Source organism: Mesorhizobium sp. LHD-90 (assembly GCF_030929505.1).
GTDB lineage: Bacteria > Pseudomonadota > Alphaproteobacteria > Rhizobiales > Rhizobiaceae > Kumtagia.
Map to the genome: position 1 here is coordinate 350,649 of NZ_JAVFVV010000002.1, position 17,020 is coordinate 367,668.

The following is a 17,020-nucleotide window of genomic DNA, read 5'->3' on the forward strand; positions in this document are numbered from 1 at the left end:
TGATGTCCCCACAATTCGCGACTTACCCGAGCTTGACCGACCGCGTCGTGCTGATCTCTGGCGGCGCCTCCGGCATCGGTGCCGACATGGTCCGAGCCTTCGCCTCGAGCGGCGCTCGTGTCGGTCTTCTCGATGTGCAGGATGCGCCCGCGCGGGCGCTGGTGGCGGAGCTGAGCGAGGCCAGGCACGCACCGCTCTATCTTCGCTGCGACGTGACCGATATCGATGCGCTGCAGGCCTCGATAGAAGATGTGCGTGCGCGGCTTGGTCCGGTCGCCGTCCTCGTCAACAACGCCGCCAACGATCAGCGGCACAGTATCGGCGAGGTGACTGCCGACTATTGGGACAACAGCTTCGACGTCAATCTCCGCCATCATTTCTTCGCTGCGCAGGCAGTGCATCCGCATATGAAGGAACTCGGCTTCGGCTCGATCATAAACTTCTCGTCGATCTCCTGGCGCTTCGGGGCCGATCAGATGGTGACCTATGCGACGGCCAAGGGAGCTGTCGTCGCCTTGACCCGCGCGCTTGCGCGATCGTTCGGTCCTGACAACATCCGCGTCAATGCGATCGAGCCTGGCGCCGTCATCACGGAGCGGCAGCGCGAGCTGTGGTTCAAGACGCAGGACGCAATCGACCAGACGGTGCAGCGACAGCTGATCCGCCGCGTCCTGCTGGGCGAGGAGATCGCGCGGGCAGCACTTTTCCTGGCGGCGGACGACAGCCGCATGATCACCAAGCAATCCATCACCGTCGATGCGGGTCTGCGCTGATGCGATCATTCCCTCATTCCCCACTGGAGCCAAGTTGATGTTTCGCCTCGGCCTCAATCCTTATGGGCTGACTTATCATCTCGGCCTGCAGGGTCGCGGAACACCGCGCCACAACCCTAATGGGGCGGGTCTCCAGGGCTTCATCGCGCTCGCCGAGGAACTTGGTGCACGAACGCTCGAAATTTACGAGCCTTGGCTCACCGACCTGCCCGACGCCGAGGTCGTCAACCTGCGCAAGCGACTGGCCGGGCTCGGCATCGTGCCGGTGGTGAGCGGCGGCCTTCTCGTCGCCGGTCCCCTGGACAAAGCCTTCCGCGCAGCGCGCCTGCTGGAAGCGACGACGATCCGTACCGCGCTGACCCCCGTCCTGTGCGGCGATCGCAACGCGTGGGGCGAGAAGTGGACCGAATTCGACGCGACGATCCGCGCTGCCCTGAGAGAATGGGGACCGCGGGCGGCGGCGGAAGGACGGGTGCTAGCCATCGAGAACCATCAGGATTTTGGCAGCGACGAGTTGGTCGCGTTCTGCGAGCTTGGGGGGCCAGCTGTCGGCATCACCTTCGATACGGGCAACACGTTCCCCGTCGGCGAGGCGCCGCTTGCCTTCACGCGAAGGATCGCGCCCCACGTTCGCCACGTCCACCTGAAGGACTACCGCGTGCAATTCACCGATGAGGGATATCGTCTCGTCCGCTGTGCGATCGGAGACGGCGCCGTGCCTTTTGCCAAACTGGCGGCCATCCTCGCCGAGCACCACGACACGTTAACCGCGGTGCTTGAACCCGGCGCGCTGGAGGCCCGCCACGTTCGCCTTCTCACCGATGAGTGGTGGAACGGATACCCTGAGAAGACCGCGCGTGAGTTGGTGGCCTGCCTTAGCGCCGCGCATGTGAACCGCCTTGCCGACGACGCCGATTACCGGACGCCGTGGGAGCGCGAGGAGGACGGCGCGCTCGTTTCTTATGAGCTCGATATGATCCGCCGCAGCGCCGCCAACATGAAGAAGTTCGATCTATGACAACGGAGAAACAAACATGACCGCCCGAGAACTTAGCGGCCTCACCGCCTTCGTGACCGGCTCTGGACGCGGTCTCGGCCGCGTGATGGCCGAGCGCCTGGCCGAACTCGGAGCAAACGTCGCGATACACGATCTGGATTGGACGAGGCCCTCCCAATATGGCGAATTCGCCGACCTCGGCGAATCCGCCAAGGGTTTGGAAAAGCATGGCACGCGCGTGACTGCGGTCACCGGCAACATCGGCGACAGGGACGCCATCGCCGAAATGAAGAGGAAGATCGAGGCGGACCTCGGCGATGTGCACGTCCTGGTCAACTGCGCAGGCGGCGACATCGGTGCAAAGGGGGTAAAGCCAAATCCCAACAACGCGCTCGACATCGCCTACGAAGACATCAGGACACTGACCGAGAACAACCTCATCGGCACAATGCTGGTCTGCCAGGCATTTGTACCGCCGATGGTCAAGCGCGGCTCCGGTTCGGTGATCAACATCGCCTCGGCGGCGGCGCATATCGGCTGCTCGCCGGAAGTCGTTTATTCGACGCTGAAAGCCGCGGTCGTCCACTATACGCGCTGCCTCGCCAAGGAACTGATTGACGACGGCGTGCGTGTCAATGCGATCAGCCCCGGCGCGACCAAGACCGCGCGGTTCCAGGCGAGCCGGGTGGTCGATCCGGCACGGATGGATTCGAGCCAGAAATCTTTGAACCGCTACGCGGAGGCGGAAGAGATCGCGGAAGCGGTGGCCTTCCTCGCTGGTCCGCGTGCACGCTTCATTAACGGCCAGGTCATCCGAGTCGACGGCGGCTTCACCATCTTCCCAGGTTGAAGCGCAACTGTCATAGCCTGTTGGAGGACGCCTCACCATTGAGCGCTGAGTTATGCCGAAACCGTGCATCGCCCCTACATTGTCCTCGAGTCGCGTGATACACGCGAGAAGCCAATGTCCGGGCTTGAGTTCCGCGCACGCCTAACCAGGTCCTCCCAGCAACGGGGGCCTGTTTCGGAACAAGACATGCACAAGTCAGCTGCGATCGGGGCAGCTTGAGATTGCACACAGGGCCTACACGTCGGTCCGGAGGGCTCACGTGGCCGCTGGATCGGTACCGCTTCGTCGACGGATGCCGTGAACCCGAAGGGCGATACGCCCTGGTGAACAGGACATTCAATATTCGTCCCGGCGCAACGGCGAGCGTGATGGCTCCGGATCAAGCAAACGATTGTCCGATAGATGGAAGAAGAGATGGCTTCATATTCGCCTCCGATCGATGATATCGCTTTCCTGCTTGCGGAGGTCTTTGATTTTGACCGCCTAATGCGGTCGCTTCCCGGCTGCCAGGACGTCGATGCCAAGCTTGCGGTATCTATCCTGGAAGAGGGCGGTAGATTCTGTACGGGCGTGCTCGAACCGTTGAACAGGTCCGGTGACGAGGAAGGCTGTCGGCTCACGGACGGCCAGGTCTTCACACCGAAGGGGATGCCTGAAGCATACAGGGCCTTTGTAGACGCGGGCTGGTCGGCCCTTTTCGGCAGACCCGGAGTATGGCGGGCAGGGCCTGCCTCGCGTCATCCAGATCCTGTTCGATGAGATGCTGTCCTCCGCCAACCTGTCGTTTGGCCTCTTCCCGGGGCTTACGCGTGGCGCCGTGGAAGCGCTCTCGAATCACGCAAGCGCGGAGCTCAGGCAGAAATACCTGCCGAAGATGATCGCCGGCGAATGGACTGGCGCGATGGCCCTGACAGAATCGTCGGCCGGCACCGACCTCAGGTCTCCTGACAGCGCGGGCCGGGCCTGTCGGCGACGGCTCCTATCGTATCCATGGAACGAAGATTTTCATCTCGTCGGGCGACCACGACTTTGGGGGGAACGTCGTCCACCTGGTGCTAGCTCGTTTGCCCGATGCCCCGAAGGGAGTAAAGGGTATCAGCCTGTTCCTGACGCCAAAGTTTCTCGTCGAGGAAGACGGCACGCCCGGAGCACGAAACGGGATCTCGGTCGGGTCTCTGGAACACAAGATGGGCATACATGCTCAGCCGACCTGCGTCATGAATTACGACGGTGGGATCGGCGGGCTGGTCGGTGAACCGGGTCGCGGCCTCGATGCCATGTTGACAATGATGAAGGCGGAGCGCCTGTTCGTTGGTGTGCAGGGGCTGGGTATCGCCGAGATAGCCAATCAGAAGGCCGCAAACTATGCACATGAGCGTAGGCAGGGGCGTTCGGCTGATGGGAGCCGTTGGCCTGTTCCCATCATAGAGCATGCCGACGTGCGCAGGATGCTGCTGACCGGACGCAGCCTGGCGGATGCGTCGCGCGCGTTGGCGGTATGGACGGCCATGCAGATGGACGTCGCTGCCCGTCATCCGGACCCTGCTGTGCGCAAGGAAGCGGACGCTCTCGTTGCGCTGCTGACGCCTGTAATCAAGGCGGCTTTCACGGATTTCGGCTTTGAAACGGCAGTGGCTTCGCAGCAGGTGTTTGGTGGCCACGGCTATATCCGCGAATGGGGGATGGAGCAGTTTGTCCGCGATGCGCGCATCACGCAGATTTACGAGGGCACCAACGGTGTGCAGGCAATGGATCTCGTTGGCCGCAAGCTGTTGGCGGATGGCGGAGCCGCGGCCGGTCGCTTCTTCTCGATAATCAAGCAGGACCTTGAAATTGCGGCGCAAGTGCCCGAAGCCGAGCAGATCGCCAGGGCAACCGAACAGGCGCTCGGACGGCTCGAGCGGACGACGTCCTATCTTCTCGCTACCCGTGCCGATCTCGCGGCGGCCGGCGCTGCGGCGACCGACTATCTGCGCCTGTTCGCACTCGTCGCGTGTAGCTGGATGTGGGCGCGGATGGCTTTGAAGGCAGCCAACAGCGACGCTCCGCTCCGCCGCCGCAAGCGCGCCGCTGCCGCCTTTTTTGTCGAACGGGTGTTGCCACAGACCCTGGCGCTGGAGCTTTCCATCACCAATGGTCCGGCAACATTGATGGCAATCGAGGGGGATCTCCTCTGAGGGAAGCGGCCCGGCTTGTTCATCTAGCCATGGCGATCGTTGCCGCGACTGCCAGATGCGACGGCTGAAATGGACGCGATCCCGACGGTTCGTCCATAGAGCTCCACTGCAAAACGCGACAGCGAAGAGTCTCGATACCCGGCACCATCGCAATGTGATATATGAACTAAATGGTTTATTGACATTGCTCCGGCTCGCCACCAAGATGATCGAGCCGGTTCGGACACTGCGGTCGACAATATCTCTGGAAACTTCGGGTGAGGACCGTCGCCGGAGGAGGTTCAAGAAGTTCCTCTTCCGGACTGGGGACCGCTGCGCCTCGGTCGCAATCACGACGGACGTGTGAAGCCGGGGATGTCGAGCAGAAGTCTGGTACCGCCTGGGAAGCATAATGGAGAGAGCCTTGAGAGACTTCAAGCCGGAGATGAGCATTCGCATTCTATGCACTGTACTTAGCCTGCTGTTGCTTCCTGTTGCCAATGTGCGGGCGCAGACTTTGACTGATGTGTCGATAGCGCTTCCATCGACCAGCGTCGTCGGCGGATCGATCCGGCTCGCCGATGTGATGGGCATGTTCGAGAAACACGGCCTGAAGCCGAAGTTTACGGTGATGGATGGCGGCGCCGTGACACTGTCGGCACTGGTTTCCGGGTCGGTCGATGCAGCGATGCTGGGCGGAACCGAGAACGCAGTCGCCCGTTCGCGTGGCCAAGATGTCGTCATCCTTGCGAACACATATGGCGGTTTCGGCGCGACGCTGGTACTCGACAGGGCAGTTGCAGACGCGAGCGGGGTCGCTCCTGACGCTCCGCTCCAGCAGCGCCTGAAAGCGCTTTCGGGGCTGACGCTCGCTGCGCCCAGCCCGACCTCCGACTATACGTTCGCCTTCAAGTCGGCTGCGGCCGGGCAGGGGGCTGCTCCCAATTTCGTGTTTATGAGTCAAAGTGCCATGCCGGCTGCCCTGCAGAGCGGCGCTGTTCAGGGCTACGTGGCCAGCGCCCCGAACTGGGGCGCGCAAGTCTTGTCGGGAACGGCTGTCGTCTGGATCAGCGGTCCCAAACGAGAGCTGCCTCCGGAATTCTCGCCGCGCAGTTCGATCAGCTTGCAGATGATGCGTGCCACCGCTGACGGCAAGCCGGAAATTACCGGATCATTGATCGCCGTCGTGGACGAGATGATCGCCGCCATGACAAACCGCCCCGACGATGTGATCGCGGCGCTGGGCAAGCTTTATCCCGCCTTGTCGGCGGAGGAACTGAAACTGCTCTTCGGTTCGGAATCCGGTCCTTGGGCTGCCAACAGGCTCACGGTCGAGGATGTCCAGGCCGACCTCGAATTCGCACTGCGCACCGGAGTGCTTTCGAGCCTGGAGGGTATAGACGCTCGCCAGATGCTTCACCCGTAGATTGTTGGCACGCGTCCATCGACGGCCTCGTTGAAAAACGGGGCCCTCGATAGGGAGATCGTTGTGCCTGACGTGCGGCTTGCGCGTCCGAATATGCAGACCCGTGCGCAGTGGAACAGTACATGGAACAGATCCGAAGCGCTACCGCCGCGGCTGTCATCTGCCGGCAGCTGGCAATCAGTTTCGACGAGGTCGTGGTCAAGTTTGGCGACTTTCATGCGATGGGGCCGACCAGCCTCGACGTCCGCCATGGCGAGTTCCTGGCGATCGTAGGTCCCAGCGGATGCGGGAAATCGACCTTGCTGAACCTCGTTGCCGGCACGCTGGTGCCCAGCAGCGGTGCAGTCGCCTACAAGGGCAATGGGGTCGCGGGTATCAACCACGACGTTGGCTACGTGACCCAGAAGAACTATTGCCTACCGTGGCGCACGGTGGAGGGCAACGTCCGCCTTCCCCTCGAGTTTCGCAACGTCCCTCCCGCAGATGCGCGCGAACAAGTTCGCGATGCGCTCGCCATGGTCGGGCTGCTTGGATTCGAGAAGGCGTACCCCAAGCAGCTGTCGGGCGGGATGCAGCAGCGCGTCGCCATAGCGCGCACTCTGGCATACCGGCCGAGCGTTTATCTCATGGACGAGCCTTTCGGCAGCCTCGACGCGCAATTGCGCACGCGCATGCATGAAGAACTGCTCAAGATCTGGCAGGAGACCGGGGCGACCTTCGTCTTCGTCACGCATGACCTGCAGGAGGCGATCACGCTGGCTGACCGGGTGGTCGTCATGTCGAAGCGGCCAGGAATTCCGAAACTTGTCGTCGACATCGACCTGCCCCGCCCTCGGGACATAATCGATATTCAGGCGAGCCCTGCTTTCGGCGCATACTTCAAGACGCTGTGGGCCGCTCTCGACGTTCACTAGGACATTTAGGGAGGCTGGACATGGCTATCGACAACCGACAGCCGGCGCGGCACGGCTGGCGATTTTTCGTGGGCTCGAACACGTTTCTTCAAGTGCTCGTCGGGATCGTCGGGCTTGCATTCTGGGAAGCCGCCTCACGCAGCTTCGATCTCGACTTTTGGATCAGCAGTCCTACCGCGGTAGCAACGGAACTCGTCCGGTGGGAACGATCCGGTCACCTTTGGGTCGACCTGCGGGTGACCATGACCGAGGCGAGCCTCGGCTTCATCGTTGGCTGTATCGCAGGCGGCTTCACGGGCTTCGTCCTCGGCTGGACACAACGGCTCGGAGACATACTCGAACCCTATATCGTTGCGCTATATTCCATTCCGAAGATCGCATTGGCGCCGCTGTTCGTGCTGTGGCTCGGCATCGGCGTGACCAACAAGGTGATGTTTGCGGCGATGCTCGTCTTTTTCATCGTCTTCTTCACCACCTACCGCGGCGTGCGCAGTGTCGACCGAGAGCTCGTGCAGAATGCCTGGCTTCTTGGGGCCAATCGCTGGGACATCTGGACCAAGATAGCCATTCCCTATTCCGCTGTGTGGATGTTGACGGGCCTGCGTATCGCGCTGCCCGATGCTCTGATAGGTGCGATCGTAGGTGAGTTTGTGGCATCCGACGCCGGCGTCGGGTATCGGATCAAGGAGGCGACGGCTTTCGTCAACACCGCTGGCGTCTTCGCAGGCCTCTTTGTCTTGCTCTTGATCAGCCTGTGTCTGCTCAGCCTTCTCAAGCTCATCGAGAACCGCACCTTGCGATGGCAGGCAGGGGACGGGGCCATCGCGACGGAGCCAGGCCATTGACTGCCGGGCGTGCTATCCGCTGCGGTCCCTCGGAGCCTCCGCACGTTCATCCTGCTCCGCACTCCGCAGCATCGCCCGATCTGGTTTTGAAGGGGGGCTCAGTCACGGCATCGCGCCATACGTCCCTTCCATCATCAGAATTGACATAAATCATTTAAATAAGATAGGTTCATTGAATGGGACGGCCGTGGGCAAGAGGAATTGACCCCGGCAGCGACTTGGAGCGACCGCGGGTTATCAACCTCTCTGCGAAGTTCTGATCAACACTTGGCGCCTGCTCGACCCGGCGAGCTCGATCGCTCATCGCAGCCGCGGTTCGGGGTCGCCGTTGAGAAGGACTGATAGGCGAAATAGGAGCAAACGTAAGTGGGAACGTCCCTTGCCAACCTCGTTGCCCAGCGTATTGCGTTCGGCATCCTTCTCCTGTTTGCGGTATCGGTGCTGATCTTCGCCGGCACGCAAATCCTTCCGGGCGATGTGGCGGCATCGATCCTGGGTCAGTCAGCGACGCCGCAGGCGCTCGCCAATCTGCGTGAGGAACTTGGTCTCAACGACCCAGCGATCGTGCGCTATTTTCACTGGCTGGGCGGGGTCCTGACCGGCGATCTGGGCACCGCGCTTTCGAGCCGGCAAGACATCGCGTCCTCGCTCGGCCCCCGGCTCTGGAACACGCTCTTCCTGGCTTTCTGGGCGGCCGTCGTGGCCGTGCCGCTGGCAATCATCCTTGGCCTGCTCGCGGTGCGCTACCGCAATGGCCCCGTCGACAAGACGATTTCGGGCCTGGCGCTCGCCTCCACGTCGCTCCCGGAGTTCTTCATCGGCTATCTGCTGGTATTTCTGTTCGCGGTGAAGCTGCAATGGTTTCCGAGCCTCTCGACCGTCTACGACGGGATGCCTTTCCTGGAACGCATGAAGGCGATCGCCCTGCCGGCCTCGGCGCTAACGCTCGTGGTGCTGGCCCATATGATGCGCATGACGCGCGCGGCAATCCTCAACGTCATGCAATCGGCCTACATCGAAACCGCCGAGCTGAAGGGCCTCAAACCGCTCCAGATCATCCGGCGCCACGCCTTTCCGAACGCCGTCGCGCCGATCATCAATGTCGTGATGCTGAACCTCGCCTTCCTGATCGTCGGTGTGGTCGTGGTGGAGGTGATCTTCGTCTATCCGGGCATGGGGCAGTATCTCGTCGACCACGTCTCGAAACGCGACGTGCCCGTCGTGCAGGCGGTGGGGCTGATCTTCGCCGCCGTCTATATCGGCCTGAACATGATCGCCGACATTGCCGCAATCCTCGTGAATCCGCGCCTGAGGCACCCGAAATGACAGCACTCGTGCTCCGCTATGGCGCCCGCATCCCGATCGGCGCGTTGATCGGGCTGATCGCCTGTGCGGCTTTTCTGTTCATTGCGATCTTCGCGCAATGGATCGCGCCCTACGGGCTCGGCGAGATCGTCGGAGATGTCTGGGAACCGGCGTCGCCCGAACATTGGCTGGGGACCGACAATCTTGGCCGCGATCTCCTCTCTCGCATGCTCTACGGCGGCCAGACCACGATCCTAATCGCAGCGATGGCGACCGCGCTTTCCTTCACTCTAGGGTCCATTCTCGGTTTCCTCGCTGCTGTTGTCGGCGGTTGGTTTGAGAGCATCCTGTCGCGTTTTGTCGATCTGCTCATGGCCGTTCCGACCCTTATCTTCGGCCTTGTCGTGCTGTCGGTCCTGCCTTCCAACCTCATAACGCTGGTCCTGGTCATGGGCATCCTGGACTCCACCCGCGTCTATCGCCTTGCGCGCGCGGTGGCGACCGACATCAACGTCATGGACTTCGTCGAGGCGGCCAAGCTGCGGGGTGAAGGCAGCGGCTGGATCATCTTCCGCGAGATCCTTCCCAACGCGCTTTCGCCGCTGGTTTCGGAACTCGGCCTGCGGTTCATCAACGCGGTGCTCTTCCTCTCCGCGCTTTCATTCCTCGGGCTCGGCGTGCAGCCGCCGGACGCGGACTGGGGTGGCATGGTCAAGGAGAACAAGGACGGGATCGTCTTCGGCGTGGCGGCGGCACTGATCCCGGCCGGGGCCATCGCTGCGCTTTCGATCTCGGTCAATCTCGTGGCGGACTGGATACTCAACCGAACCACGTCACTAACGGGAGGGCGAGGTGATGCTTAAGCCGGCAGGGACGTGGCGTGACCCCGAAAGCAGCCTGCTGCTCGACATGCGCAATCTGCGCATCGAGGCGACCGTCCATCCGCCCGGCGACGATCCGCAGAACGTCGTTATCGTGGACGACGTCTCTCTCACGCTGGAAAAGGGCCGAGTCCTCGGACTGATCGGCGAATCCGGCGCCGGCAAGTCCACCATGGGTCTCGCCTCCATGGGCTATGGTCGCGGCAGCATGAGGATCACGGGCGGAGAGGTCTTCCTCAACGGTCGCGACATCCTCAAAGGCGGCGTCCACGAGTTGCGCAAGGTGCGCGGCAGCGAGATCTGCTATGTCGCCCAGTCGGCCGCAGCGGCGTTCAACCCGGCTCAGCGCCTCATGGACCAGGTCGTCGAAGCGGCATTGCACCACGGCATCGCGACAAGGGCCGAGGCGGAGAAGCGCGCGGTGGCGCTGTTCAGGAAGCTCGGCCTGCCGGATCCTGAAAACATCGGTCAGCGCTATACGCACCAGGTATCCGGCGGCCAGTTGCAGCGCGTCATGACAGCGATGGCGCTGTGCCCGGAGCCCGACCTGATCGTTTTCGACGAGCCCACCACCGCCCTCGACGTGACGACACAGATCGGCGTGCTTGCCGCCATCAAGGATGCGATCCGCGACACTGGCGTCGCTGCGCTCTACATTACCCACGATCTGGCCGTCGTGTCCCAGGTCTCGGACGAGATCATGGTGCTGCGCCACGGAAAGATGGTCGAGTACGGGAAGACGCGGCAGATAATCGAGGCGCCGCGCATGGACTACACCAAGGCTCTGGTCTCGGTGCGTTCACTCGAGCACGTGGAGAATCAACCCGGCGCCGCATCGCTGCTGTCCGTCAACGACGTCACGGCAGCCTATGGTCGTGCGCATGTAAAAGTAGTTCAGAATGTATCGGTGCAGGTGTGTCCGGGCCAGACACTCGCCATCGTCGGCGAATCCGGTTCTGGAAAGTCGACGCTTGCGAGGGTCATCACCGGCCTGATGCCTCCGCTCTCAGGCAGCATCACCTTTGACGGCCGGACGCTGGCGTCCAGCCTCGCCGAGCGCACCAAGGATGACTTGCGGCAATTGCAGATGATCTACCAGATGGCCGACGTGGCGATGAATCCGCGCCAGACCGTCGGCACCATCATCGGCCGGCCGCTCGAGTTCTACTTCGGCATGCGCGGAAGGGAGCGCGATGCCCGCGTCGCCGAACTACTCGACGAGATCGAGATGGGCAGGGGCTTCATGAACCGCTACCCGGCCGAACTCTCGGGTGGTCAGAAACAACGCATATGCATCGCCCGCGCACTTGCGGCCAAACCCAAGCTCATCATCTGCGACGAGGTAACGAGCGCGCTCGATCCGGTGGTGGCCAACGGCATCCTGAAGCTGCTGCTTCGTCTGCAGAAGATCGAGGACGTAGCTTATCTGTTCATCACCCACGACCTCCACACGGTCAAGGCGATCGCCGATTCCATCGCAGTGATGTATCGCGGCGAAGTTGTGCGCTATGGCCCGAAAAGCAGCGTGCTGGCGCGCCCCTTCGACGCCTATACCGACCTGCTTCTTTCCTCGGTGCCCGAGATGGAAATCGGCTGGCTGGAGCGGGCCAGTTCGAGAGGATCTGCCGCTCAAAGCGCATCGTAGCCGTGTCCAACCCAGACTACTGTTGGATGCGGCAATGCCTTCGCGGCTCCGTCGATACGAGATATCCGAAAGCGCCGCTCCCGGCCACGCTTTAGAAATATTCATATAAATGGATTAGTTCATATTGCCTTGTCTGATAAGCGTAGTTACGCTCGCGTCCAAGCATCGAGGAATGTGAGCAGGTCCATGGGGACGGACAGCGTGGTTTGCGGGTTTGATCTGACCCCCGGTCCAATCCAGCGGGCGGGCTTCAGGGACTGACGTCGACGTCGCTGGATTCCGAAGCGTTCCCGTGGCTCAGCGCCCAGGAAATCACCGTCGCGGGCATCCCGCTCCTAGCGCTGCGTGTCTCCTATGCCGGCGAGCTCGGCTGGGAGCTGCATGTGGCGATGGACCGTCTTGCCGAACTGTATGACGCGATCCATGCCGCAGGCGCGGGCAACGGCCTGCGCAACATCGGCGTCCGGGCACTCAATTCGCTGCGCCTCGAAAAGGCCTACCGCGGTTTCGGCACCGAACTGACCGAACGCTACTCGCTGGATCAGGCGGGCCTGCCGTTCTTCGCCAGCACGCGGAAGCAGTATCGCGGCCGGGCCGCGGTCGACGCAGAGCGGCAGGACCCCAACAGCCTTCGCCTCGTCTATCTCGCGGTCCAGAATTCCGACAACGACGCATGGGGCGACGAGCCGGTCTACGCCAATGGCAAGCTGATCGGCGCGGTCACCAGCGGCGGGTTCGGCTTCCGGGTGGGCCAGTCGATCGCATTCGGCCTGGTCGACGACGCCCATGCCGCGCCGGGTACGGAACTCCAGATCAAGATGCTCGGCGAGATGCGCTCGGCGACCGTCTGCGCCGAGGCGATCTATGATCCGCAGAACCTCAAGCTGAAGGGCTGACCGAGGAGTCCATTGCAGCTGCTGAAAGAGGCCTGAGAGTTGCAAAGTCGGCAGCTGCTCGCTAACCTGTCGCGTCCGTGATCAGAGGCAGATCAGGATATGACGACCATTCGAGGAGCGAGCCGTCATACACGCTGATGCGACGGTGGTCGAGATTCTCGAGGACGAAATAGGCCATGCTGGCCGCGAGACCGGCACCACAATAAATGATCGTGCGTTTCTGCGGCTCGATGCCCGCTGCCGTGACGAGTTGCTCCAACTTGTCCGGGTCGAGATAGCGATTCGATTGCGGGTCGATGAGTTCAGCGAAAGGAAGTGACAGGCTGCCGGGAATTCGCCCGGGCCGACCGTAGTAGCTACCGCCGGTCCCCTCAAACTGGTTCCGCTGCAAAGCGTTGACAAGCTGGATGTCTGGTTTCTCCAACGCCGCGCGGACTTCGTCCAGCGAAGCGATCGCGTCCTTTACCGCATGCAACGTCACTTCGGTGGGGTGGGGCGTGAGCGTGATTGTGCTGGTCACTGGCAGGCCCGCCTCAATCCAGGCTTCCCAACCGCCGTTCAAGATCATCACGTTGGAGACGCCGCACGCCCGCAGAACCCAGTATATCCTCGCGACTGCTGACTGGTTGCCCCAGCGCGACAGCCGACCGTACAGGACGATCACAGAACCTTCGCGCCAGCCAAGGCCGGACAGCACGGCGGCAATCTGATCGGGCTCAGGCAGTCCGTAGCCAATGGCGCGGCGCGGCGAAGAGAAATCCTCCATGAGGTAGCGGTAGTGCGAGCCGGGAATGTGAGCCTCGCGCCAGTGACCGTAGTCGCTCTCGACAAGCGCGCGGCCGTTCGGGTTCGACTTCATGTCGACGCTGCAATCCAGGATGATCAATCCGGTCTTCCCAAGGCAGTGGGCGAGTTCTCCCGGTTCAACTAGGAAGGGAAAAGACGTCATGCTGAAGGCCTCAAAGCTTGGAATTTTGTTGTCTGCTGCGCCTATGGGCGGCATGTTCTTTGTGAGCGGATGCGACAGGCAGTGCGCGAGATAGGAATCGCGCGCCTTGAGCGGCTCCATTTCGATAGTCAGGTGACAAGGCCGCCGGGCGGCTCAGAATTGCTTCCGCCCAGATAGGCTTCCCGCACCTTGTCATTCTCAAGGAAATCCGCGCTCGGGCCTTCAAGAGCGAGGGAGCCGGTCTTCAGCACGCAGGCGTAGTCGGAGATCCTGAGGGCGAGCTTGGAGTTCTGCTCGACGATGATGATCGTCGTTCCCTGCTGCTTGATGGTCGTGACCAACTTGGCCACTTCCAGAACCATCTTCGGCGCCAGTCCGAGCGTCGGCTCGTCGAGCATCAGGATGCGTGGTCGGCTGACGAGCGCCCGTGCGATGGCGACCATCTGCTGCTCGCCGCCAGAGAGGCTCGATGCGACCTGCCTGCTCCGTTCGGCCACCCTCGGGAAGATTCCGTAGATGACTTCGAGCTGCTGCCGAAACAGCGCGCGATCGCGTATGCGATAGGCGCCCATGCAAATGTTCTCGTAGACGGTAAGGTCGGGAAACAGCCGTCTTCCTTCCGGGCAAAGTACGATGCCCCTGGCGAGCCGTTCCTGGATTGTCAGCGACGAGACGTCCTCTCCGTCCATGCGGATGGCGCCGTCGCTGTGGCGGACCAGTCCTACAATCGCCCTGAGCAAGGTCGACTTGCCGGCGCCGTTCGCCCCGATCACCGCGAGGACCGAATCGACCGGCACCGCAAGCGAAATGCCGCGCAGCGCTTGCATGCCGCCACAGTGGACGGAAAGATTGCTGACCTCAAGCAAAGTCATAATCATCTCCGAGATAGGCGTCGATGACCCTGCTGTCCCGCTTGATCTCAGATGGGGTATCCAGCGCGACCTTGGCTCCCTGGCTCATGACGAGGATGCGGTCGCAGACGTCCATGACGAGCGGCATGTCGTGTTCTATGAGGAGGATGCTGATGCCGAGTTCGTCGCGCAAGCGGCGGATCAGCGTGCCTGCCTCCCTCTTTTCCGACGGATTGAGGCCGGCCGCGGGCTCATCCATCAGAAGCAGCTTGGGCTCGATCAGCATGGCCATGCCGACACCGAGCAACTTCTGCAGCCCGTATGCAAGGTCCCCGGCTACGCCGTCGAGATGGTCGCCCAGCCCGATGAAGCTGGCGACCGCGCGGAATCGATCCTCGCTCGCCGCCGCGGACCGAACCGCAAGGGGATTGTGCCGCCTCCGCAGCACGTTCGCGCGTCGGAGGTTCTCGGCGACCGTTTCCGACTTAAACACGGTCACGGCCTGGAAGGTGCGGCCGATGCCCAGACGCGCGATGGCGTCGCTCGAATAGCCGGAGATGTCCCGCTCGTCGAACGTCACGCCACCCGCGCTCGCTTTGTGTTGGCCCGCGATGACGTTGAAGAGCGTAGTCTTGCCGGCGCCGTTGGGGCCGATGATCCCGAAGATCTCGCCGCGCTTCATCGAGAAGCTGATATCCGAAACGGCCGTAAGTCCGCCGAAACGCTTGCTCAGGCCTCTTACATCGAGAAGATTCTTCATCAGCCCGGCTTCCTGCGCTCGAACAATGTGACGAGGCCGTCCTTGATCAGGACGAGAAATATAATCAGGACGACGCCGTAGATCAGGAGCTGGAAAGCGCGGGCCTCGCGCAGGAATTCGGGTAGCGGGACGATGAAGATCGCGCCCAGCACGGGTCCAAGCACCGAAGTCGCGCCTCCGACAACGTTCATGACGATGAGATCGACCGACAGCCAGAAGGTGAAGGCGTCCGGCGAAAGGAAGCCTATATAGAATCCGTAGATCCCGCCGGCGATGCCTGCGATCAATGCGCTGCCCACGAAGGCGGCGACGCGCCACGCAAGGGCATTTGAGCCAAGCGACCGGCTCAACGTCTCGTCCTCCTTGAGCGCCTGGAAGATTCGTCCGATCTCCGAGCGCTCAAGCAGGCGCAGGGCAACGTAGCAGACGGCGCAGAAGACGAGGCCGAACAGGTAATAATGCTGCGTCGTCGAGAAGCGCATGCCGAAGACGGACAGTTTGGGAATGCCGTAGATGCCGCTGTTTCCGCCGAATAGGGACGTCCATTCCTGGAAGACGAGATTCACGATCTGGCCGAAGGCGAATGTCAGAAGCGCGAAGTAGACGCCCTTGATGCGCAGGAACACCGGGCCGCATATGGCCGCCGTGGCGGCGGCGAGAAGGCCTCCGGCGAAGACGGACAGCATTGGCGGAAAGTCGAGCCGCATGGTCAGCAGGACCGCGCCATACGCGCCGATGCCCATGAACGCGGCCTGGGCGAGGGACAACTGGCCTACCTTGAGCATCAGGTTCAGGCTGAGGGCGAGTGGGATCATGATGGTGATCATGGTAGCCACGTGGAACACGTAGCGGCCGCCGACGACCCAGGGCAGTGTCGCGAGCGCGGCTACGATCAGATAGGCAAGGTAGGTTTTCCTCACCGCGCGGTCCGTCCCAGCAGGCCGTTGGGCCTTACGATGACGACGATCAGCACCATCGCGAAGGAAGCAATGAGCGCCGCGAGCGGACTGAGGAGGGTGGACAGGAACGCCTCGCTGAGGCCCAGCAGAAGGCCGCCGACCACGGCCCCGAGGATGCTTCCCAGACCGCCGAGAATGACCACGACGAAGGCTTTCAGCATTGGCATTTCGCCCATATAAGGCCCGACATTGTAGATCGGCGCCATGAGTGCGCCGGCCAGTCCGGCGAGCAGGCAGGCCACGCCGAAGGCGGCGCGATAGATCTGCCCCGACTTGACGCCCATCAGGCTGGCGGTCTCCGGGTCCTGCGCGACAGCCTTCATCGCAAGGCCGAGGCGGGAATGCTTCAGGAACAGATAGAAGATCGCGAGGATGATCAGGGCGCAGATCGCAACGACCGTGCGGTCCCAGGGGGCCACCGCTCCGAATGCCTGCCATGTCCCGGTAAAGGGCCGTGGCACGGTGTGCTCGGCCGGGCCGAAGGTTATCAGGCCGAGGGACTTCAGGATGATCGCGACCGCCAGGGACATGATCATGCCCGGCATCTCGTCATGCACGAGCCGTCGAAACAGCAGACGCTCGAGCACCATGCCAAGAACGGCGGCCGCCACGCCGCCCGCCAGGACCGCCGCGAAGAACGGCAGGCCGAGACTGCCGAAAAGCAGCAGGACGACGAAGGCCCCGATCATGTAGAACTCGCCATGCGCGAAATTGACGATGCGCATGATGCCGAAGATCATCGTGAAGCCGAGCGCCATGATCACATAGATGAGGCCGGCCAGGGCGCCGTTCATCAGCATTTGGTAAACCACG

15 protein-coding genes and 1 pseudogene are annotated in these 17,020 nt (G+C 62.2%); 11 read left to right on the forward strand and 5 right to left on the reverse strand.

Features of this window, described 5'->3' with window-relative positions:
- Positions 1–2 precede the first annotated feature (2 nt).
- The 11 genes and pseudogenes from RB623_RS03865 to RB623_RS03925 all read left to right on the forward strand — a co-directional run bounded on the left by RB623_RS03865 (position 3) and on the right by RB623_RS03925 (position 12,688).
- The gene (locus tag RB623_RS03865) at positions 3–773 is read left to right on the forward strand and encodes an SDR family oxidoreductase (RefSeq protein WP_308055426.1); all 771 of its coding nucleotides are present in this window, start codon (positions 3–5) and stop codon (positions 771–773) included.
- A 37-nt stretch (positions 774–810) separates the two neighbouring features.
- Positions 811–1,791 (forward strand): sugar phosphate isomerase/epimerase family protein, encoded by a 981-nt coding sequence (locus RB623_RS03870; protein WP_308055427.1) that lies wholly within the window; start codon positions 811–813, stop codon positions 1,789–1,791.
- Positions 1,792–1,807: 16 nt separating this feature from the next.
- Positions 1,808–2,620, forward strand: coding sequence for an SDR family oxidoreductase (locus tag RB623_RS03875; RefSeq protein WP_308055428.1), 813 nt, complete (start codon positions 1,808–1,810; stop codon positions 2,618–2,620).
- Between the two features lie 414 nt (positions 2,621–3,034).
- A pseudogene (locus RB623_RS30320) lies at positions 3,035–4,797 on the forward strand (acyl-CoA dehydrogenase).
- 403 nt (positions 4,798–5,200) lie between these two features.
- Positions 5,201–6,202: an ABC transporter substrate-binding protein gene (locus RB623_RS03895; protein WP_308055431.1), complete on the forward strand. Its 1,002-nt coding sequence runs from the start codon at positions 5,201–5,203 to the stop codon at positions 6,200–6,202.
- 122 nt (positions 6,203–6,324) lie between these two features.
- On the forward strand, positions 6,325–7,116 hold the full coding sequence (locus tag RB623_RS03900; protein ID WP_308055432.1) for an ABC transporter ATP-binding protein: 792 nt from the start codon (positions 6,325–6,327) through the stop codon (positions 7,114–7,116).
- Between the two features lie 20 nt (positions 7,117–7,136).
- A complete protein-coding gene (locus RB623_RS03905; protein WP_308055433.1) occupies positions 7,137–7,961 on the forward strand; it encodes an ABC transporter permease in 825 nt (274 codons plus the stop codon).
- Positions 7,962–8,327: 366 nt separating this feature from the next.
- On the forward strand, positions 8,328–9,287 hold the full coding sequence (locus RB623_RS03910; RefSeq protein WP_308055434.1) for an ABC transporter permease: 960 nt from the start codon (positions 8,328–8,330) through the stop codon (positions 9,285–9,287).
- Complete coding sequence (locus RB623_RS03915) at positions 9,284–10,129, forward strand: ABC transporter permease (protein ID WP_308055435.1); 846 nt, start codon at positions 9,284–9,286, stop codon at positions 10,127–10,129. Before RB623_RS03910 ends, RB623_RS03915 begins: the two co-directional genes overlap by 4 nt.
- Positions 10,122–11,792: an ABC transporter ATP-binding protein gene (locus tag RB623_RS03920; RefSeq protein WP_308055436.1), complete on the forward strand. Its 1,671-nt coding sequence runs from the start codon at positions 10,122–10,124 to the stop codon at positions 11,790–11,792. Before RB623_RS03915 ends, RB623_RS03920 begins: the two co-directional genes overlap by 8 nt.
- A gap of 257 nt (positions 11,793–12,049) precedes the next feature.
- Positions 12,050–12,688, forward strand: a complete 639-nt coding sequence (locus RB623_RS03925; RefSeq protein ID WP_308055489.1) for a glycine cleavage T C-terminal barrel domain-containing protein — start codon at positions 12,050–12,052, stop codon at positions 12,686–12,688.
- Positions 12,689–12,749: 61 nt separating this feature from the next.
- Here RB623_RS03925 and RB623_RS03930 read toward each other — a convergent pair whose 3' ends face one another.
- From RB623_RS03930 to RB623_RS03950, 5 genes are read right to left on the reverse strand one after another with little or no spacing between them, the layout of a single operon-like run.
- The gene (locus RB623_RS03930; protein WP_308055437.1) at positions 12,750–13,757 is read right to left on the reverse strand and encodes a sulfurtransferase; all 1,008 of its coding nucleotides are present in this window, start codon (positions 13,755–13,757) and stop codon (positions 12,750–12,752) included.
- A gap of 8 nt (positions 13,758–13,765) precedes the next feature.
- Complete coding sequence (locus RB623_RS03935; RefSeq protein WP_308055438.1) at positions 13,766–14,509, reverse strand: ABC transporter ATP-binding protein; 744 nt, start codon at positions 14,507–14,509, stop codon at positions 13,766–13,768.
- Entirely contained in the window at positions 14,496–15,248 is a 753-nt protein-coding gene (locus RB623_RS03940; protein ID WP_308055439.1) for an ABC transporter ATP-binding protein, read from the reverse strand. Before RB623_RS03940 ends, RB623_RS03935 begins: the two co-directional genes overlap by 14 nt.
- On the reverse strand, positions 15,248–16,168 hold the full coding sequence (locus RB623_RS03945) for a branched-chain amino acid ABC transporter permease (RefSeq protein WP_308055440.1): 921 nt from the start codon (positions 16,166–16,168) through the stop codon (positions 15,248–15,250). The genes RB623_RS03940 and RB623_RS03945 overlap by 1 nt, the downstream gene beginning before the upstream one ends.
- Complete coding sequence (locus tag RB623_RS03950) at positions 16,165–17,019, reverse strand: branched-chain amino acid ABC transporter permease (RefSeq protein ID WP_308055441.1); 855 nt, start codon at positions 17,017–17,019, stop codon at positions 16,165–16,167. Before RB623_RS03950 ends, RB623_RS03945 begins: the two co-directional genes overlap by 4 nt.
- Between the last annotated feature and the right edge of the window lies 1 nt (position 17,020).